The sequence below is a fragment of the Pedobacter sp. R20-19 genome (assembly GCF_000708265.2).
Taxonomy (GTDB): Bacteria; Bacteroidota; Bacteroidia; order Sphingobacteriales; family Sphingobacteriaceae; genus Pedobacter.
Window position 1 is genome coordinate 108186 of record NZ_JCKI01000002.1, and the last position, 17443, is coordinate 125628.

26 protein-coding genes are annotated in these 17443 nt (G+C 36.6%); 23 read left to right on the forward strand and 3 right to left on the reverse strand.

Features of this window, described 5'->3' with window-relative positions; all coding sequences use genetic code 11:
* The first annotated feature begins 163 nt into the window (after positions 1 to 163).
* The 6 genes from rpsL to AN34_RS04245 all read left to right on the forward strand — a co-directional run bounded on the left by rpsL (position 164) and on the right by AN34_RS04245 (position 4573).
* On the forward strand, positions 164 to 577 hold the full coding sequence (gene rpsL, locus AN34_RS04220; protein ID WP_010599925.1) for a 30S ribosomal protein S12: 414 nt from the start codon (positions 164 to 166) through the stop codon (positions 575 to 577).
* Positions 578 to 594: 17 nt separating this feature from the next.
* Positions 595 to 1062 carry a 30S ribosomal protein S7 gene (gene rpsG, locus AN34_RS04225; protein WP_029282664.1) on the forward strand — a complete coding sequence of 156 codons (468 nt, stop codon included), beginning with the start codon at positions 595 to 597 and terminating at the stop codon, positions 1060 to 1062.
* Positions 1063 to 1192: 130 nt separating this feature from the next.
* Positions 1193 to 3307 (forward strand): elongation factor G, encoded by a 2115-nt coding sequence (fusA, locus tag AN34_RS04230; protein WP_029282666.1) that lies wholly within the window; start codon positions 1193 to 1195, stop codon positions 3305 to 3307.
* Between the two features lie 139 nt (positions 3308 to 3446).
* The gene (gene rpsJ / locus AN34_RS04235; protein WP_008244591.1) at positions 3447 to 3752 is read left to right on the forward strand and encodes a 30S ribosomal protein S10; all 306 of its coding nucleotides are present in this window, start codon (positions 3447 to 3449) and stop codon (positions 3750 to 3752) included.
* A gap of 98 nt (positions 3753 to 3850) precedes the next feature.
* Positions 3851 to 4099, forward strand: coding sequence for a hypothetical protein (locus tag AN34_RS04240; RefSeq protein WP_036676541.1), 249 nt, complete (start codon positions 3851 to 3853; stop codon positions 4097 to 4099).
* 189 nt (positions 4100 to 4288) lie between these two features.
* On the forward strand, positions 4289 to 4573 hold the full coding sequence (locus AN34_RS04245) for a hypothetical protein (RefSeq protein ID WP_029282670.1): 285 nt from the start codon (positions 4289 to 4291) through the stop codon (positions 4571 to 4573).
* A gap of 70 nt (positions 4574 to 4643) precedes the next feature.
* Here AN34_RS04245 and AN34_RS04250 read toward each other — a convergent pair whose 3' ends face one another.
* Together AN34_RS04250 and AN34_RS04255 are read right to left on the reverse strand one after the other, a co-directional pair.
* Positions 4644 to 4838, reverse strand: coding sequence for a hypothetical protein (locus AN34_RS04250; protein ID WP_036676544.1), 195 nt, complete (start codon positions 4836 to 4838; stop codon positions 4644 to 4646).
* Positions 4839 to 4848: 10 nt separating this feature from the next.
* The gene (locus AN34_RS04255) at positions 4849 to 5232 is read right to left on the reverse strand and encodes a hypothetical protein (RefSeq protein WP_157263181.1); all 384 of its coding nucleotides are present in this window, start codon (positions 5230 to 5232) and stop codon (positions 4849 to 4851) included.
* A 168-nt stretch (positions 5233 to 5400) separates the two neighbouring features.
* Here AN34_RS04255 and dgt point away from each other — a divergent pair, with 168 nt between their 5' ends.
* Complete coding sequence (dgt, locus tag AN34_RS04260; RefSeq protein WP_029282675.1) at positions 5401 to 6744, forward strand: dGTP triphosphohydrolase; 1344 nt, start codon at positions 5401 to 5403, stop codon at positions 6742 to 6744.
* A 10-nt stretch (positions 6745 to 6754) separates the two neighbouring features.
* Complete coding sequence (locus AN34_RS04265; protein ID WP_082468319.1) at positions 6755 to 7402, forward strand: YiiX/YebB-like N1pC/P60 family cysteine hydrolase; 648 nt, start codon at positions 6755 to 6757, stop codon at positions 7400 to 7402.
* A gap of 23 nt (positions 7403 to 7425) precedes the next feature.
* Here AN34_RS04265 and AN34_RS04270 read toward each other — a convergent pair whose 3' ends face one another.
* Positions 7426 to 8037: a hypothetical protein gene (locus tag AN34_RS04270; RefSeq protein WP_029282678.1), complete on the reverse strand. Its 612-nt coding sequence runs from the start codon at positions 8035 to 8037 to the stop codon at positions 7426 to 7428.
* A gap of 139 nt (positions 8038 to 8176) precedes the next feature.
* Here AN34_RS04270 and AN34_RS04275 point away from each other — a divergent pair, with 139 nt between their 5' ends.
* From AN34_RS04275 to rpsQ, 15 genes are all read left to right on the forward strand, one after another.
* The gene (locus AN34_RS04275; RefSeq protein ID WP_029282680.1) at positions 8177 to 9433 is read left to right on the forward strand and encodes a prephenate dehydrogenase; all 1257 of its coding nucleotides are present in this window, start codon (positions 8177 to 8179) and stop codon (positions 9431 to 9433) included.
* 9 nt (positions 9434 to 9442) lie between these two features.
* Positions 9443 to 10036 carry a hypothetical protein gene (locus AN34_RS04280; protein WP_029282682.1) on the forward strand — a complete coding sequence of 198 codons (594 nt, stop codon included), beginning with the start codon at positions 9443 to 9445 and terminating at the stop codon, positions 10034 to 10036.
* A 218-nt stretch (positions 10037 to 10254) separates the two neighbouring features.
* Positions 10255 to 11088 carry a sulfite exporter TauE/SafE family protein gene (locus AN34_RS04285; RefSeq protein ID WP_029282684.1) on the forward strand — a complete coding sequence of 278 codons (834 nt, stop codon included), beginning with the start codon at positions 10255 to 10257 and terminating at the stop codon, positions 11086 to 11088.
* Between the two features lie 2 nt (positions 11089 to 11090).
* Positions 11091 to 11483: a DUF1634 domain-containing protein gene (locus AN34_RS04290; RefSeq protein WP_029282685.1), complete on the forward strand. Its 393-nt coding sequence runs from the start codon at positions 11091 to 11093 to the stop codon at positions 11481 to 11483.
* A gap of 83 nt (positions 11484 to 11566) precedes the next feature.
* Positions 11567 to 12124 carry a hypothetical protein gene (locus AN34_RS04295; RefSeq protein ID WP_051666228.1) on the forward strand — a complete coding sequence of 186 codons (558 nt, stop codon included), beginning with the start codon at positions 11567 to 11569 and terminating at the stop codon, positions 12122 to 12124.
* A 416-nt stretch (positions 12125 to 12540) separates the two neighbouring features.
* Positions 12541 to 13158 carry a 50S ribosomal protein L3 gene (gene rplC, locus AN34_RS04300; protein ID WP_029282689.1) on the forward strand — a complete coding sequence of 206 codons (618 nt, stop codon included), beginning with the start codon at positions 12541 to 12543 and terminating at the stop codon, positions 13156 to 13158.
* Between the two features lie 4 nt (positions 13159 to 13162).
* Positions 13163 to 13792 (forward strand): 50S ribosomal protein L4, encoded by a 630-nt coding sequence (gene rplD, locus AN34_RS04305; RefSeq protein ID WP_029282691.1) that lies wholly within the window; start codon positions 13163 to 13165, stop codon positions 13790 to 13792.
* 1 nt (position 13793) lies between these two features.
* Positions 13794 to 14084, forward strand: a complete 291-nt coding sequence (gene rplW / locus AN34_RS04310) for a 50S ribosomal protein L23 (RefSeq protein WP_029282693.1) — start codon at positions 13794 to 13796, stop codon at positions 14082 to 14084.
* Positions 14085 to 14104: 20 nt separating this feature from the next.
* Positions 14105 to 14929: a 50S ribosomal protein L2 gene (gene rplB / locus AN34_RS04315; protein ID WP_029282695.1), complete on the forward strand. Its 825-nt coding sequence runs from the start codon at positions 14105 to 14107 to the stop codon at positions 14927 to 14929.
* Complete coding sequence (gene rpsS, locus AN34_RS04320; protein WP_010599906.1) at positions 14929 to 15195, forward strand: 30S ribosomal protein S19; 267 nt, start codon at positions 14929 to 14931, stop codon at positions 15193 to 15195. The genes rplB and rpsS overlap by 1 nt, the downstream gene beginning before the upstream one ends.
* A gap of 7 nt (positions 15196 to 15202) precedes the next feature.
* The gene (gene rplV, locus AN34_RS04325) at positions 15203 to 15565 is read left to right on the forward strand and encodes a 50S ribosomal protein L22 (protein WP_029282697.1); all 363 of its coding nucleotides are present in this window, start codon (positions 15203 to 15205) and stop codon (positions 15563 to 15565) included.
* Between the two features lie 9 nt (positions 15566 to 15574).
* A complete protein-coding gene (rpsC, locus tag AN34_RS04330; protein ID WP_029282699.1) occupies positions 15575 to 16426 on the forward strand; it encodes a 30S ribosomal protein S3 in 852 nt (283 codons plus the stop codon).
* 40 nt (positions 16427 to 16466) lie between these two features.
* Positions 16467 to 16889 (forward strand): 50S ribosomal protein L16, encoded by a 423-nt coding sequence (gene rplP, locus AN34_RS04335; protein ID WP_010599903.1) that lies wholly within the window; start codon positions 16467 to 16469, stop codon positions 16887 to 16889.
* A 73-nt stretch (positions 16890 to 16962) separates the two neighbouring features.
* Positions 16963 to 17175 (forward strand): 50S ribosomal protein L29, encoded by a 213-nt coding sequence (rpmC, locus tag AN34_RS04340; RefSeq protein WP_025145217.1) that lies wholly within the window; start codon positions 16963 to 16965, stop codon positions 17173 to 17175.
* A gap of 13 nt (positions 17176 to 17188) precedes the next feature.
* Positions 17189 to 17443 (forward strand): 30S ribosomal protein S17, encoded by a 255-nt coding sequence (rpsQ, locus tag AN34_RS04345; RefSeq protein WP_010599901.1) that lies wholly within the window; start codon positions 17189 to 17191, stop codon positions 17441 to 17443.

A 17443-nucleotide genomic window follows, 5' to 3' on the forward strand; every position in this document is an offset into this window, starting at 1 on the left:
TAATCTTTAACTGTAAACTATATAACTTCCAACCGAAAAATTTTTGCGCTAACCCCTTGATTTATAAAAAGAATTGTTCTACTTTTGCAGTCCGTTTTATAGGCTATCTGTAAGGATGCCGGGGGAGCGGTAAAATAATTAAATAAAAAATTAAAAAAGCACAATGCCAACCATTCAACAATTAGTTAGAAAAGGTAGAGTAGCACTGGAGTTCAAGAGTAAGTCTCCAGCGTTGGACAGCTGTCCACAGCGAAGAGGTGTATGTACACGTGTGTACACCACTACCCCTAAAAAACCAAACTCAGCAATGCGTAAAGTAGCCCGTGTTCGTTTAACGAACGGTAAAGAGGTGAATGCATACATTCCTGGGGAAGGTCACAACTTACAGGAACACTCAATCGTATTGATCCGTGGTGGTCGTGTTAAAGATTTACCAGGTGTACGTTACCACATTATTCGTGGTGCATTAGATACATCAGGCGTTGCTGGTCGTAACCAACGTCGTTCTAAATATGGTACTAAACGTCCTAAGCCAGGTCAAGCAGCTGCTGCACCTGCAAAAGGCAAAAAGAAATAATCGGGAGGAAATAAGAAATGAGAAAGTCAAAACCAAAGAAGAGAATTATTCTTCCTGATCCAAAATTTAACGATGTTCAAGTAACTCGTTTTGTAAATAATATGATGTACGATGGAAAAAAATCTATCGCTTACTCTATTTTCTATGATGCTGTTGAAATTGCTGAGAAAAAAGCAGGTGAAAACGGTTTAGAGATATTCAAACGTGCTTTAGTTAACATTATGCCAGCTGTAGAGGTTAAATCTCGTCGTGTTGGTGGTGCTAACTTCCAGGTTCCAACTGAGGTTAGACCAGAGCGTAAAACAGCTTTAGGTATGAAATGGTTAATTTTATACGCTCGTCGTCGTGGTGAAAAAACGATGAAAGAGAAATTAGCTGGCGAAATCGTTGCTGCTGCTAAAGGTGAAGGTGCTGCTGTTAAGAAGAAAGAAGATACGCATAAAATGGCTGAGGCTAACAAAGCGTTCTCTCACTTCCGTTTCTAGTGGTGATTAGCAAATTAGTAAGATTACACAGATTTAATTAGAAGATTATACTGATTAAATAAATTACACCGATTTGTTTTTAACATAATCGGTGTAATCATTTAAAATCAGATAAATCAAAAAAAATACAATGGCAAGAGATTTAAAATTTACAAGAAATATTGGAATCGCGGCTCACATTGATGCAGGTAAAACTACAACAACAGAGCGTATTCTTTATTATGCTGGTGTAAGTCATAAAATTGGTGAAGTGCACGAAGGTGCTGCAACAATGGACTGGATGGCACAAGAGCAAGAGCGTGGGATCACCATTACTTCTGCCGCAACTACGGTTGAGTGGAAATATAGAGGACAGGCTTACCACATGAACATTATTGATACACCAGGACACGTAGATTTTACCGTAGAGGTAAACCGTTCTTTACGTGTATTAGATGGTTTAGTGTTCTTGTTTTCTGCAGTTGATGGTGTTGAGCCTCAATCAGAAACCAACTGGCGCTTGGCTAACAACTATAATGTTGCCCGTATCGGTTTCGTTAATAAAATGGACCGTTCTGGAGCTGACTTTTTAAAAGTTGTTAAACAAGTTAAAGATATGTTAGGTAGTAATGCAGTTCCATTGCAATTACCTATCGGTGCTGAAGACGGATTTAAAGGTGTGGTTGATTTGATTAACAATCGTGGTATTGTTTGGAATGAGCACGATAAAGGGATGACCTTTACTGAAGTGCCTATCCCTGAGGATATGATTGACGAAGTTGCTGAGTGGAGAGAAAAATTATTAGAATCTGTAGCTGATTATGATGAGTCGTTGATGGAGAAATTCTTCGATGCCCCAGAAACAATTACAGAACGCGAAGTTTTAGATGCTTTACGTGCAGCAGTTTTAGATGCTAAAATCGTTCCTATGGTTTGTGGTTCATCTTTCAAAAACAAAGGTGTTCAAACCATGTTGGATTACGTGATGGAGTTATTGCCTTCACCTTTAGATTCTGAAGGTGTTGTAGGTACTAACCCTGATTCAGGCGAAGAAGTATTATTAAAACCAAGTATTAAAGAGCCATTTGCAGCTTTAGCATTTAAAATTGCAACTGATCCATTCGTAGGCCGTTTATGTTTTATCCGTGTTTATTCAGGTAACCTAGACGCTGGTTCTTACGTTTACAATACTCGTTCAGAAAGTAAAGAGCGTATTTCTCGTATCTTCCAAATGCACGCTAATAAGCAAAACCCAGTTCCTAATGTAGCTGCTGGAGATATTGCTGCTGTAGTTGGATTTAAAGATATCAAAACTGGTGATACACTATGTGATGAGAAAAACCCAATCATTCTGGAGTCTATGAACTTCCCTGAGCCAGTTATCGGTTTAGCTATTGAGCCTAAAACTCAAGCTGACGTTGATAAATTAGGTATGGGCTTATCTAAATTAGCTGAAGAAGATCCAACATTCAGAGTTCAAACTGATCAGGAAACTGGTCAAACTGTGATCTCTGGTATGGGTGAGCTTCACTTAGACATCTTAATTGATCGTCTAAAACGCGAATTTAAAGTAGAAGTTAACCAAGGTGCGCCACAGGTAGCTTACAAAGAAGCTATCTTTGGTACAACAACACACCGCGAAACTTATAAAAAACAATCAGGTGGTCGTGGTAAATTTGCTGATATTTCAGTAGTTATCTCTCCAATTGATGCTGATTTCGAAAAAGGTGGTTTACAATTCGTAAATGAAATTACGGGTGGTTCAATCCCTCGTGAATTTATTCCTTCAGTAGAAAAAGGTTTTGCCGCTTCTATGGCAAATGGTGTATTAGCAGGTTATCCACTTCCTGATATGAAAGTTCGTTTAACTGATGGTTCATTCCACGCAGTCGATTCAGATGCTTTATCATTTGAGCTTGCCGCTAAAATGGCATACCGCGAGGCTTTACCTAAATGTAAACCTACTTTGATGGAGCCAATCATGAAAATCGAAATCTTAACCCCTGAAGAAAACATGGGTGATGTAATCGGTGATATGAACCGTCGTCGTGGTCAGTTATTAGGTATGGATACGCGTAACGGATCTCAGGTAATTAAAGCAACTGTGCCGCTTTCTGAAATGTTTGGTTATGTAACACAATTACGTACAATCACTTCAGGACGTGCAACTTCTACAATGGAATTTGATCATTATGAAGCTGCGCCTAAAAACGTACAGGATGAAGTAATTGCTAAATCTAAAGGAAGAATAAAATCTGAAGACTAATTGCTAGTAGCAAGTATTTAGTATCGAGTATCAAGAAGGGTTTTCTATCTTGATACTCGATACTTTAATCTTGATACTAAAAGATAAATCCGGTTCCTGTTGTTAATAGCTCTAACAGGGAATCATAATTAAAAATAAGATGAGCCAAAGAATCAGAATTAAATTAAAATCTTACGATTACAACTTAGTAGATAAATCTGCTGAGAAAATCGTAAAAACTGTTAAACCTACGGGTGCAGTTGTAAGTGGTCCAATTCCACTTCCTACAGAGAAAAAAATCTTTACTGTTTTACGTTCTCCACACGTAAACAAAAAAGCTAGAGAGCAATTTCAATTATGCGCTTACAAACGCTTATTAGATATTTACAGCTCTAACTCTAAAACAGTTGATGCTTTAATGAAACTTGAATTACCTAGTGGTGTTGAAGTTGAAATCAAAGTTTAATTGATTTAAAAAATAAAAAAGGTCGCAATGTTAAATTGCGGCCTTTTTTTGTGCCTAATCATTTTCAAACAAAAAGTAATCACACAGGTTTAATAAGTATGAAAAAGCCATTAAAAGAAGAAGAAAATTTACCAATTGAAGGTCAGGATTTTGCAGATCCAAAAGAAGAATCAATCAAAAAACCTGCCTCACATGGCGAAGTAGCCAATCAAAAGGGAAGTGATTTTTCTGATTTAGAAGAAAGTAGAATGGAACATCCGCCGAAGGATAGAGATGAAAATGGCTCAGATAAAAATGATGTTGATAATCCGAAAGGAGATGTTGATCAATCCAATGGTGTAAAATAGCATATGGTGTATGCAAGTTAATTTTTACCTGTCATCACATTCTCAATCCTTAAAAAGGATTTTTTGTAGGCTATAGGTTTATGAAGATTTCTAATAAATATTATAAATAGTTTACATAAAGTATTCAGCTATCAAACTTTCTGAGTCAGCGCTGTGTTGTTAATAAATACTAGACTAAATATTGAAAAGATGAGCAAGTTAAATAATGCACATGATGATCAGGAAAATATTCAGGGTAATAAACTTGATGAAAATAATATAGAGTGGGATAATGGCGAAGCCACTTATGGTCATGCCATTAGCGATTCTCCATTTAAAAGGAAAAATATTCCTGATAAAAATCATCTTTCTAAATTGGAAGAAAGTGATTGTGATGTTAATGAAGAATTAAAAAATATAAATTTAAGTAGTAGTGAAGATCCTAGTATTAGAAATAGCGATCAGGAAAAAGGCTTGGGAGGGAAAGATTTATAAATATTAAAAGGGATATATTTAATACAATCCCTTTAATATTTTATTAATCAACTTAAGAAATGTCGGCGTGCTAATATAATTCGCTGGTTTGTTTATAGTCTCGTTTAATATTTTTGCTTAGCTGATTAACTTCTTTAATTAATTCTGGTGCATTTTCAATCCAATCATCAACAATAGATTTCCCATCAAGCAGTCTTTTTTTAGTAATATATTGCAGTCCATAAACGGTTGCTGTACCAATTATTACATATTTTAGTAGTCCCATATTAGTAAGTTTAAATCCCTGTGTTGAGTACGTCGTCCTCATCACGTTCTTTTATAATCGAATCTTTATTTTCATTAAAATCATCTGATGAACTCCCAGTCTCGCTGGCCGCACTATCAACTGTATGTTGTTCATTTGTGCTATTGTAGGTGTCATCACTTAAAGAATCCCGGCCTTGTGTACCAGAATTGTCAAAGCCATCTCTGGCATTTATATTGCCCGCAATAATGTCATTTGAATTGTCTTCAGCTATTGGTGCTTGCCCAAAAGCAGTAACATCATTACCCTCATTACCTTTTTCATACGCTTTCTGAACGTCAGATTTTTGATCAGTATTACCATTTCCGATGTAGCCTTCGGTATGCTCATCCTTATTATAAATGCTCGTTTTCATAATTGTATTTTTATAAAGAACATCTTCATGAGCAAATGGTTTGAAATAAGCCTGGCAGATCTTCATATCCTGTTTAAATGAATAGGTAATTAATAAAAGCTTACATAAATTTTAACGTGAGTTTTTTCTTTTGTTTAACTTCGGGCGAAATTTAAAAGTAAGTATCAGATGGAGTGGAAATACCTATTATCAAATAAAAGATTTGGACAGGAGAGTTGGACTGGCGACCGGGACAAGGCTCGTTCTGATTTTCAAAGAGATTACGACAGGTTAATATTTTCTTCACCATTTAGGCGCTTACAAAATAAAACACAGGTTTTCCCCTTGCCAGGTAGTGTGTTTGTACATAATCGGTTAACGCATAGTTTGGAAGTAGCCAGTGTAGCCCGTTCTATGGCCAACATTTTTCTAAACAGTGTAGAAGAGCATCAACCATCTTTAATTAAAGAGGTACCATTACTAAATGAGGTAGGAAATATTGTAGCGGCAGCGGCATTGGCCCATGATCTTGGAAATCCTGCTTTTGGTCATTCAGGAGAAGCGGCAATATCACGCTATTTTACTGATGGTGATGGACAAATCTATCAAAAGGATATGAACGATTCGCAATGGCATGACCTTATAAATTTTGAGGGTAATGCGAATGCGATTAGGATTTTAACCCATCCTTTAAAAGGGAAGGGAAATGATGCTTATGCCTTAACATATTCCACATTGGCATCCATAGCCAAATATCCATGCGCATCAATAGCAGGACGACAAAAAAAGCTTTTGCACAGAAAGAAATATGGTTTTTTTCAATCGGAAGAAGAAACATTTAGAAAGATTGCATCAGAGTTAAATTTAGCTCAGGAGGAAAGTGAGTATCTGATTTATAAACGCCATCCACTGGTTTATTTAGTTGAAGCGGCAGATGATATCTGTTATAGTATTATTGATCTGGAAGATGCGCATCGATTGAAAATATTATCATATGAAGAGGTTAAGAATTATTTGTTGCCATTTTCTAACTCCCTAACTATTGAAGATCGTTTAAAAAACGATTACGAAGATGATGATGCAAAAATAGGGTTGCTAAGGGCTAAAGCCATTAATACGCTAACCAACATTTGCGCACAAATCTTTTTTAAAGAACAAGAATTGTTATTGAAAGGTGAACTGAATAACAGTTTAACTGATCTACTGCCGGAACCATATTTAACAGCATGGAAAGCAATTGAAAAAGTATCAGTAGAAAGGATTTATAATTTCTCATCTGTAATTCAAAAAGAAGTGGCAGGTTATAAAATTATGGCAGGCTTACTGGAAGAATTTGTACCAGCGCTGATTAATAATAACACGCATTATTACCAGAAACTAGTTAAGTTAATTCCTAAGCAGTACCATACAGATTTAACGGATATTTATTCGCGTACACAAAGCGTTTTAGATTTTGTTTCGGGAATGACAGATTTGTACGCCGTAGATTTGTATCGGAACATTAAGGGCATTTCTTTTCCATCAGAAACATAAGCTTAATGCGATGAAGATATTTACTTTTATTACTGGCTTATTATTTCTTGCATCATTCGCTAACGCACAAAATGTTACCCTGAATGATTTAGAAAATGGAGATTTAGTATTTGTTGGTGCCGAAAAAGCCAATCTTTCAGGCGCCATTAACCGGGTGACACAAAAAAAGGATTCTATTGCTTTTGATCATATCGGAATCATTGAAAAAAGCGTTGATTCCATATTTGTACTCCATGCCTCCTCAAAAAAGGGAAGCATAAAGGAAAGTATCCAGGCATTTTATCAATCAGAAAAAGTGGCAGATAATAAAATAGTGGTTTACAGACTAAAGAATAATTTTCAGAAGGCCATTCCTGATGCCATATTATTTGCTGAAAAGATGTTAGGCAAGCCATATAACTGGACGTATATCCTGAATGATAGTTCTTATTATTGCTCTGACTTTATTGAAAGGTGCTTTAGAAAAAATCATATCTTCACTTTAGAACCAATGAGCTTTATCAATCCGAAAACTAACAAAACAGATGAATTTTGGATGGAGTTTTACAAAAAACAAAACCTTGAGGTACCGGAAGGAAAATTAGGCTGTAACCCAAATGGATTAGCCGCAAGTGATAAGTTATTTTTAGCAGGAATTTTATCAATCAATACGTATTGATTGATAAAATTCAAATTGATTAATTATCTGCCTCTGGAATCATCCCATTTATTGCGTTCATCCTGTAACTCACGGGCAAGTTTCATCTCTTTATCTTTTGCTTTTACCTTATGGGTTTGAAATTCATCGGCTACCTCCTGGTAAAGTTGTGTTCTATAGGTGGCCTCCCTACGATATTTTCCGGATTGAAAAATTACAATTGCTAAACCAGCTCCCAGTATAATAATGATTGCCCAAACAATAGTGTTGTAAGTACCTTTATTGAAAGCTATCCCTAAAAATTTTATTTCATTTACGGATGCAGTTGCATTAGCAAGTGAACTTTCTTTGCCTGTAACTTCACCTTTCAAACTGGCGATGTTATCACTTTGTGCTTTTATTTCTTTTTTAGCTTCCTGAAGTTGTTTTCTTTCTTTTCTCAAAGTATCATTAACACTTTTCCATAAAGCCGATAACCTGGATGGGTTAATCAGTTTTGCACCATATAAACTTTTAGATTTTTTCAGCATAAAATTATACTGGCCATTTAGAGATGGATCAGTATTTTTCGAAGTGTCTTGTTTAGCCTGCCCGAATGCAATATTTACAAATAGCATGGCTACTAAAAATAATAGGGTTGGTTTAAGTTTCTGCATAGTGATATTATAGGTATTAAAGTGTAAAACTACATTTTTATACATTGATGATGCATAAAGATGATGTTATATTATTTATAAATTAACAATTTTATCACGGTTTTATTATAAATTAAGTGTGATAGATTACATTTGTTCTATGCAAATAGGAATTATTGGGTTGGGTGATATGGGTAAATTATACGCCATTTCGTTTGTAAGTGCCGGTTATAAAGTATGCGGTGCAGATCAACCCTTGCGTTTTACCGATCTTAAAAATGAGCTTGAACCTAAAGGCATCGAAATTTTAATCGATGGACACGAGGTGGCCCGTAAATCTGATTTCATTATTTATTGTGTCGAAGCCGAGAAGATAGATGAGGTAGTGGCTACCTTTGCACGTTCAACCAAATTTGGTGCTATTGTTTCCGGACAAACTTCTGTAAAGCACCCTGAAATTGCTGCTTTTGAAAAACATCTTCCTGCTGATACTCAAATTGTAACCTGTCATTCTCTTCATGGCCCTGCTTTTAGTCCCGAAGGACAAACATTGGTAGTGGTTCGCCACAGGGCCAAAGATGAAGTGTATGCACAAGCATTAGAAATTTATAAAGCTTTAAAATCGAACATTATTGAAATGGACGATTATCGGGAACACGATCGCATTGTTGCCGATACGCAAGCCGTTACCCACATGGGTTTCGAGAGCATGGGCTCAGCCTGGAAAAATGCAGGCTTTTTTCCATGGGATAATCCTGCTTATGCCGGCGGAATTGATAATGTTAAAATTTTAACAACGCTAAGAATTTTCAGCTACAAATCTCATATATATGCCGGTTTGGCCATCTTAAATCCCTATGCGCAGAAGCAGGTTAAATATTATGCTCAGGCAGAATCTGAACTATATAAATTAATGATCTGTGAAAATGAGACTGAATTTCGATCTAAAATTTATGCTGCCCGTGATTTCGTTTTCCATGAAAGCCGCTCGCTTTTATTGCTTGATGATAATATTATGAAAGAGTTTAGCCTTTCTGATGCAAGCCATAAACAAAAACCTAATTCGCATTTAAGTTTATTGAGTATGGTTTATGCCTGGTATAAAATGGGGGTAAATCCTTACGATAATTTAATTTGTCAGACACCACCATTTAAATTAAGGTTGGGCATTGCAGAGTACCTTTTTAAAAATGAACAAATGCTTGAAGAGTCTATTCATACGGCTTTATATGATAAATCCATTCGCGGTGACGACCTGGAATTTCATACCGCTGTACATGAATGGGCATCTATTATTGGTTATGGAGATTTGAAGGGTTATAAAGCACATTTTGAGGCTGCAAAATCATTTTTTGCCAATCGGTTAAATGATGGGAGAGACTTAAGTGCTGAAATGATTAAAAGGTTGGGGAAATAGTCTCTCAATATGAAAACCGTTTTGAATAAACCTGAATTGGTTTCGTTATTGCAACATCACTTAACAGATATTGCTGCGCTTTGTGGCGAATATGATAACGGAAATGAAGCTATTATTCATGATATATCTGTAAAAATTGCCTTAATTTTTAACAACTCTAATCAATCTAAATCATTATTGAGTCAGCTCAAACTTACTCACCTTGATTTCCTTTGTAGTTCTGAAATTTATAATTCAAAAACACTCACCAATTTTATTGGCTTGTTAAAATTGGAACACCATGCTGAAAGGGGCTGGACATATTTAGCCAAATTGGATAGGTTAGCATTAGTGAAGGTATCTTATGAAAACTGGTGGAACAATAAAAAATTGATTATCGATTCGGATGGTAATGCCTTCACACGAGCGAAAATAATTAAATCAGTAGCCAATACAGATTCATTACTAATCAATACTTCTGGATGGAAAATTACGGATACCAATGGTAATAAAACAACTATCAACCCTATCCCGGAAACGATTAGGCAAATCGCTTTTGAGCTGTTGGAAAGTTTTAAGAATGTTGATTTGAATAAGGAAAGTAAGCTTCACTATAAAATGTAGAATAATTGAATTTCAAATGAGAGAATGATTGAATTTTGAATGAAAGAATGGCATATGCTATATTCACTCATTAAGAACTCACTCATTTCTTCATTCTTTCATTCAATCACTCATTTCTTCCTTGCCTTAAAATTCTATTTTATCCCCTTGATATATAGACTTTATTTTATTCAGATAATCTTTCGTTTACCCAAAATCAGTACATTATATTTGCCTGCATGTCGGTATTGCTGTTTACCATAATTGTTTTGTTAGGTGCTTTTTTGGCTGGTTTATTGGGTTCCCTAACAGGCTTAGGGGGTGGCGTAATCATTATTCCATTACTTACCCTGGCTTTAGGTGTTGATATTCACTATGCCATAGGTGCTTCTATTGTTTCAGTTATAGCAACTTCATCAGGTTCTGCAGCAGCTTATGTCAAAGAGGGGATTACCAATATCCGGATTGGAATGTTTCTGGAGATTGCCACTACTGTAGGGGCCATATGTGGCGCAATTGTAGCCGTTTATCTAAATGCCAACTATATTGCTATCATATTTGGATGTATCCTGATTTTTTCTGCGATTATGACACTTAAGAAAAAAGTAGACCATACTACTTTAGATGATACAGACAAATGGGCCAAATTTTTTAAATTGAATGGATCTTATCCTGATAAAGGCACAGATCATCAATATGCTGTAAAACATGTACCTGCTGGTTTCTTAATGATGCTTTTTGCCGGAACACTTTCGGGTTTACTCGGTATTGGAAGTGGTGCTTTAAAGGTTATTGCTATGGATAATATCATGCGTTTACCATTTAAGGTTTCTACCACCACCAGTAACTTTATGATGGGCGTAACAGCAGCAGCCAGTGCAATTGTTTACCTGCATCGTGGCCAGATCGATCCAGGAATTGCCATGCCCGTTTGTATAGGTGTATTAACTGGTGCTACTGTTGGCTCAAAAGTTCTATTAAAGGCTAAAACAGATAAATTAAAAATTGTATTTGCAATCGTTGTAACCTTTTTAGCTATTCAAATGATTTATAAAGGAATCAGCGGATTATAATCATGAGTGCGGTAAATAAAAATATCAATGATAAAGACATTCAGGTTATACTGGGTACCTTATTGCGGGCAGGAGTAATTATATCCATGACCATTGTACTCATTGGAGGTGTTATCTTTCTGATTCATAATAAGGGCGTTATTACAGATTATAAGGTGTTTAAACCAGAGCTTGCCAAATTCTCTTCTATTGCAGCCATTTTTAAAGGCCTACTCACTTTTCATGGTGATGCCATTGTGCAGTTTGGAATTTTGATGTTAATTTTTACACCGGTAGCACGCATCGTTTTTGCTATTTTTAGCTTCTTGATAGAAAAGGATTATCTATACGTATTAATAGGCTTAATTATTTTAACGATTATTACCATCAGTTTGAATGGAGGTTTAGCGCATTAAACCCGATGTTTTCAGAATATCGAAAAATATGTATTTTAAATGCATTAGAACATTCAAAATTGTGTTAATAGTTTTCACAAATCATGGCAAAAACTGGTAAAGTTATTCAGCTATTTCAAAAACCCGAGAATTTCATTAGATCACGGGCCAGGCAATTACCATTGGGCAAATGTTATATCTCTCATAATTGGGAAAAGAGTGGTGTTGCAAACGTACTGGTAAGTCGGGCACACATCAATGGAAATTTCACCATAGGCATCTATCTTATTGATCTAAAATGCTTAGGAATCAAAGATTCTGCCTTTAAGTTTAATATTCCTACAGATGAGTTTGAAGATCTGGTATCGTACATGAATGGGGAAGTGATTGAGTATAACATGGCGCACAATATTATATATGGTGCAGAAGCTTTTGCTGAGAGTTGTGGCTTCAAACCACATCCGGATTGGAAAGTAGGCCAGTTTATACTTGAAGAAGATGATGACCGTATTCCAATAATAGCTATTGAATTTGGTGAGAATGGGGTTCCGGCTTATTACGTTGGGCCTCATGATGATGCTGTTATAATTAATAGGATATTGTTTACGCTAGATAAACAAGTAGGCATGGGAAACTACTTCTTTTATAATGATAAAGTTTAGATGATGAATTTCATATCATGCAATAAGCCTTGGTAATGCCGTAATAGGTGATATTCTTAACTATCAATGTTATAGATACGGTGATAGGCTTTTTTACTAATAATTATAGATAAGGAAATAAAACATTCTTGATATGATGTATCGCTAACCTGCTGTATGAATGGTTTTTATAAATAAAAGTGGAATAAATATACTCTTGCTTAGATTGTTACCAAGCAGTTTAAAATCTAATTTACGGCTTTAACGTGTCTTTAAAAGTTAAATCCCATCATATCAGCAATTTATTTGAAAAAATATTTCGCTAACTATTTGAAAATTAATATTTCTTGTCTATCTTTGCCCTCCCTTTAGGGGGATGTACAACCACCTTGAACGAAGCCCTACTGCTTCGATGGGTGTTAAAAAGAAAAGATAAAATGTCAGGAATTATTGGAAAAAAAGTAGGAATGACCAGTATCTTTGATGCCGAAGGAAGAAACATTCCTTGTACGGTAATCGAGGCTGGGCCTTGTGTAGTTACACAGGTAAAAACCGAAGAAGTAGATGGTTATTCATCAATCCAGTTGGGTTACGATGAGAAAAAAGAGAAAAACACAACTCAACCATTGAAAGGCCATTTCGCGAAAGCAAACACAACTCCGAAACGCAAGCTGGTAGAATTTGATTCATTTACGACTTCACTTAACTTAGGTGATGTAGTAACTGTTGAAGCATTCGCAGAAGGCGATTTTGTTGATGTTGTAGGTACCTCAAAAGGTAAAGGTTTTCAAGGTGTTGTAAAACGCCACGGATTTGCCGGTGTTGGTATGCAGACTCACGGTCAGCATAACCGTTTACGTGCCCCAGGTTCATTGGGAGCATCATCATTCCCTTCACGTGTATTCAAAGGAATGCGCATGGCAGGAAGAACAGGTGGAGACAGGGTAAAAGTTCAGAACTTACAGGTTTTGAAAGTTTATGCTGAGCAAAACTTATTAGTAGTTAGTGGTTCCATTCCAGGAGCTAAAGGTTCTTACGTAATCTTAGACAAGTAATCAGATGGAAGTTAAAGTATTAAACATTTCAGGTAAAGAAACAGGTGCCAAGGTGCAACTTCCTGAATCGGTATTTGGTATCGAGCCTAACGACCACGCGATTTATTTAGATGTAAAACAGTATTTGGCTAACCAACGTCAAGGTACTCACAAATCTAAACAACGTAATGAGATTGCAGGTTCGACCCGTAAACTATACAAGCAAAAAGGTACAGGTGGTGCACGTGCTGGTAGCATTAAATCTCCGTTATTTAACGGTGGTGGTCGTGTTTTCGGTCCTCAACCACGTGATTATAGCTTTAAATTGAACAAGAAATTAAAAACGTTAGCACGTAAGTCTGCTTTAGCTTATAAAGCAAAAGATAACAACGTGGTAATTTTAGAAGATTTCAACTTCGATACTGCTAAAACTAAAAACTATACCAGTTTATTGGCTGCGTTAAACGTAGGTACTCAAAAAACTTTATTGGTTTTACCTGCACAAAATAATAATATCTATTTATCAAGCAGAAACGTTCAGAAAACAAAAGTAATCTCGGCAGCAGATTTAAATACTTATGATGTATTAAATGCTGGTGTGCTTGTGTTAACTGCTGATTCTGTTAAAACTTTGGAGGAGGCGTTTGCCAAATAATATGGACATTTTAAAAAAACCAATATTAACCGAAAAAGCTTCAGCTTTAACTGAGAAATCTAACCGTTTCACATTTAGCGTTAACCACAAGGCTAACAAAATCCAAATTAAAGCAGCTATTGAAAAATTGTACGGTGTAACCATCGTTGCAGTTAACACAATGGTTGTTGATGGAAAAGCTAAATCACGTTACACTAAAGCAGGTTTTGTTTCTGGCCGTAGCCCGAAATACAAAAAAGCTATCGTAACGTTGAAAGATGGCGAAACAATAGATTATTACGCAACCCTTTAATTTAATAATTCATTATAACTATGGGCTTAAGAAAATTTAAACCAGTTACTCCAGGTACCCGCTTCAGAGTTGGTGCTAGTTTTACGGAGATTACAGCAACCACGCCCGAAAAATCATTGGTTGTATCATCAAAAAAGTCTGGTGGACGTAACAACACAGGAAAGATGACTATGCGCTACATGGGTGGTGGTCACAAAAAATCATACCGTTTGATTGATTTCAAACGTGATAAATTTGATATTCCTGCAACAGTAGCTACTGTTGAATACGATCCAAACCGTACTGCCCGCATTGCATTGTTACATTATGCAGATGGCGAGAAGCGTTATATCATTGCTCCTGAAGGATTGCAAGTTGGTTCGGTATTATTATCGGGCGAAACTGCAGCACCAGAAGTAGGTAACACTTTAAAATTATCTAACATTCCATTAGGTTCTATTATCCACAACGTGGAGATTCACCCTGGAAAAGGAGCACAATTGGCTCGTAGTGCAGGTGCTTATGCACAATTAGCTGCCCGCGATGGTAAATATGCTACTTTAAAAATGCCTTCAGGCGAAACCCGTTTAATCTTGACTACTTGTCTTGCTACTATCGGTGCGGTATCTAACTCAGATCACGCAAACGAAGTATTAGGTAAAGCAGGTCGTAAACGTTGGTTGGGCCGTCGTCCGAGAACTAGACCGGTAGCGATGAACCCTGTCGATCACCCAATGGGTGGTGGTGAAGGTAGGTCATCAGGTGGTCACCCACGTTCAAGAAATGGCGTTTTAGCTAAAGGCTTTAAAACCAGAGAACTTAAAAAATATTCTAATCGTTACATCATAGAGAGAAGGAAGAAATAATGGCTCGTTCGATAAAAAAAGGACCGTATATTGACCATAACGTAGAGAAAAAAGTAAACTCTATGAATGATTCAGGCAAAAAGTCGGTAATCAAAACTTGGTCTCGTAGATCAATGATCTCACCAGATTTCGTTAATCATACATTTGCAGTACACAACGGTAATAAATTTATTCCTGTGTACGTTACAGAAAACATGGTTGGTCACAAGTTGGGAGAATTTGCTCCAACCAGAACATTCAGAGGACACGCTGAAAAGAAAAAATAATTAGACAATGGAAGCAATAGCAAAATTAAACAATTGTCCAACCTCACCGCGTAAGATGCGTTTGGTTGTAGATCTTATCAGAGGTGAACGTGTAGAGAAAGCATTAAGCATTTTAAAGTTTACCAATAAAGAAGCAGCAATAAGAGTTGAGAAATTATTATTATCTGCGATCAAAAACTGGGAATCTAAAAATGAAGGTGCCCGTCCTGAAGAAAATCAACTTTTTGTTAAAACAATTATGGTTGATGGTGGCCGTCAGTTAAAACGCTTACGTCCAGCTCCTCAAGGCCGTGGATATAGAATTCGTAAACGTTCTAACCATGTAACGCTGATTGTAGATAGTAAAAGTACAGAAACAACTCAAAACTAATTTTAGGAAATGGGACAAAAAGCAAATCCAATAGGTAACAGGTTAGGTATCATCAAAGGATGGGATTCTAACTGGTTCGGTGGCAACAACTACTCCGATAAATTAGTTGAAGATGAGAAAATAAGAAAATACCTTTCTGCCCGTATCGCTAAAGGCGGTGTTGCAAAAGTAGTAATCGAGCGTACGTTAAAACGTATCACGGTAACTATTCACACAGCTCGTCCAGGTATCGTAATCGGTAAAGCAGGTGCTGAGGTTGATAAAATCAAAGAAGAGTTAAAGAAATTAACTAAAAAGGAAATTCAAATTAACATCTTTGAAATTAAACGCCCAGAACTTGATGCACAATTAGTTGCAGAAGGTGTTGCAAAACAATTAGAAGCAAGGATCTCATTCCGTAGAGCAATGAAATCTTCTATCGCATCAACTATGCGTATGGGTGCTGAAGGGATCAAAATCATGACTTCTGGTCGTTTAGGTGGTGCTGAGATGGCACGTACTGAGCAGTACAAAGAAGGAAGAGTGCCTTTGCATACATTCCGTGCTGATATTGATTACGCTTTAGCTGAGGCTTTAACTACTTATGGTAAAATAGGTGTTAAAGTTTGGATCTGTAAAGGTGAAGTTTATGGAAAACGTGATTTGTCTCCGAACATCGGTTCAACAAACAACGGTCCAAAAGGCGCATCAGAGAAACCAGCTTTCGGCGGAAGAGATAACAGAGGTGGTGGAAGAGATAACCGTGGCGGTGGTAACGACAGACGTGGTGGAAACCAAGGTGGTGGTCGTGGTCCAGGTCAAGGCGGTCCCGGAGCAAATAGAGGTGGTGGCGCAGGCGCTAACAGAGGTCCTCGTAAATAATTGATTTATTAACATCGTTTAACGATTAGAACAAAATAAAATGTTACAGCCAAAAAGAACGAAGTTCAGGAAGATGCAAAAAGGCAGAATGAAGGGTTTAGCTTCTCGTGGAGCTGAATTAGCATTCGGATCTTTCGGTATCAAATCTTTAGAAGCAACTTGGATCACAAGTCGCCAGATAGAGGCTGCCCGTATCGCCGTAACACGTTTCATGAAACGTGAAGGTCAGGTATGGATCAGAATATTCCCGGACAAACCGGTAACTAAAAAACCTGCTGAGGTACGTATGGGTAAAGGTAAAGGTGCTCCTGAGTATTGGGTAGCAGTAGTAAGACCTGGTCGCGTAATTTTCGAAGCTGAAGGTGTGCCTTTAGAAGTAGCTAAAGAAGCATTGCGTTTAGCAGCTCAGAAATTACCAATCCAAACCAAGTTCGTAGTACGTAGAGATTACGTAGAAGCATAGTAAAGTGTTGAGGTGAATGTTGTAAATACTTGTTTATTATAACCGCTACACTCAACGTAAAAGAAAAAGAAAAATGAAAAATTCAGAAATCACAGGGCTTTCAAAAGAAGAATTAGTAGCTAAGATTGCGGAAGAAAAAGAGAACTTATCAAAATTAAAGTTCGCACACACTATTTCAGCTATCGAAAATCCTTCGCGTATTGCGAAAGTAAGGAAAGACATAGCCCGTTTAAACACTGAGTTGACTAAAGTGAAAAACACTGAGTCAGCTACTGAAACTAAATAATTTGAGAGTCGACATGGAAAGACAATTAAGAAAAACAAGAACGGGACTAGTAGTAAGCAACAAGATGGACAAATCTGTTGTAGTGAGCGTTGAGCGTAAAGTAAAGCACCCGATTTATGGTAAGTTCGTTAAGAAAACTACCAAATTTATGGCTCACGACGAGAAAAATGAATGTGGTATCGGTGATACTGTATTAATCATGGAAACTCGTCCTTTGAGTAAGAACAAGAACTGGAGATTGGTACAAATTTTAGAAAGAGCTAAATAA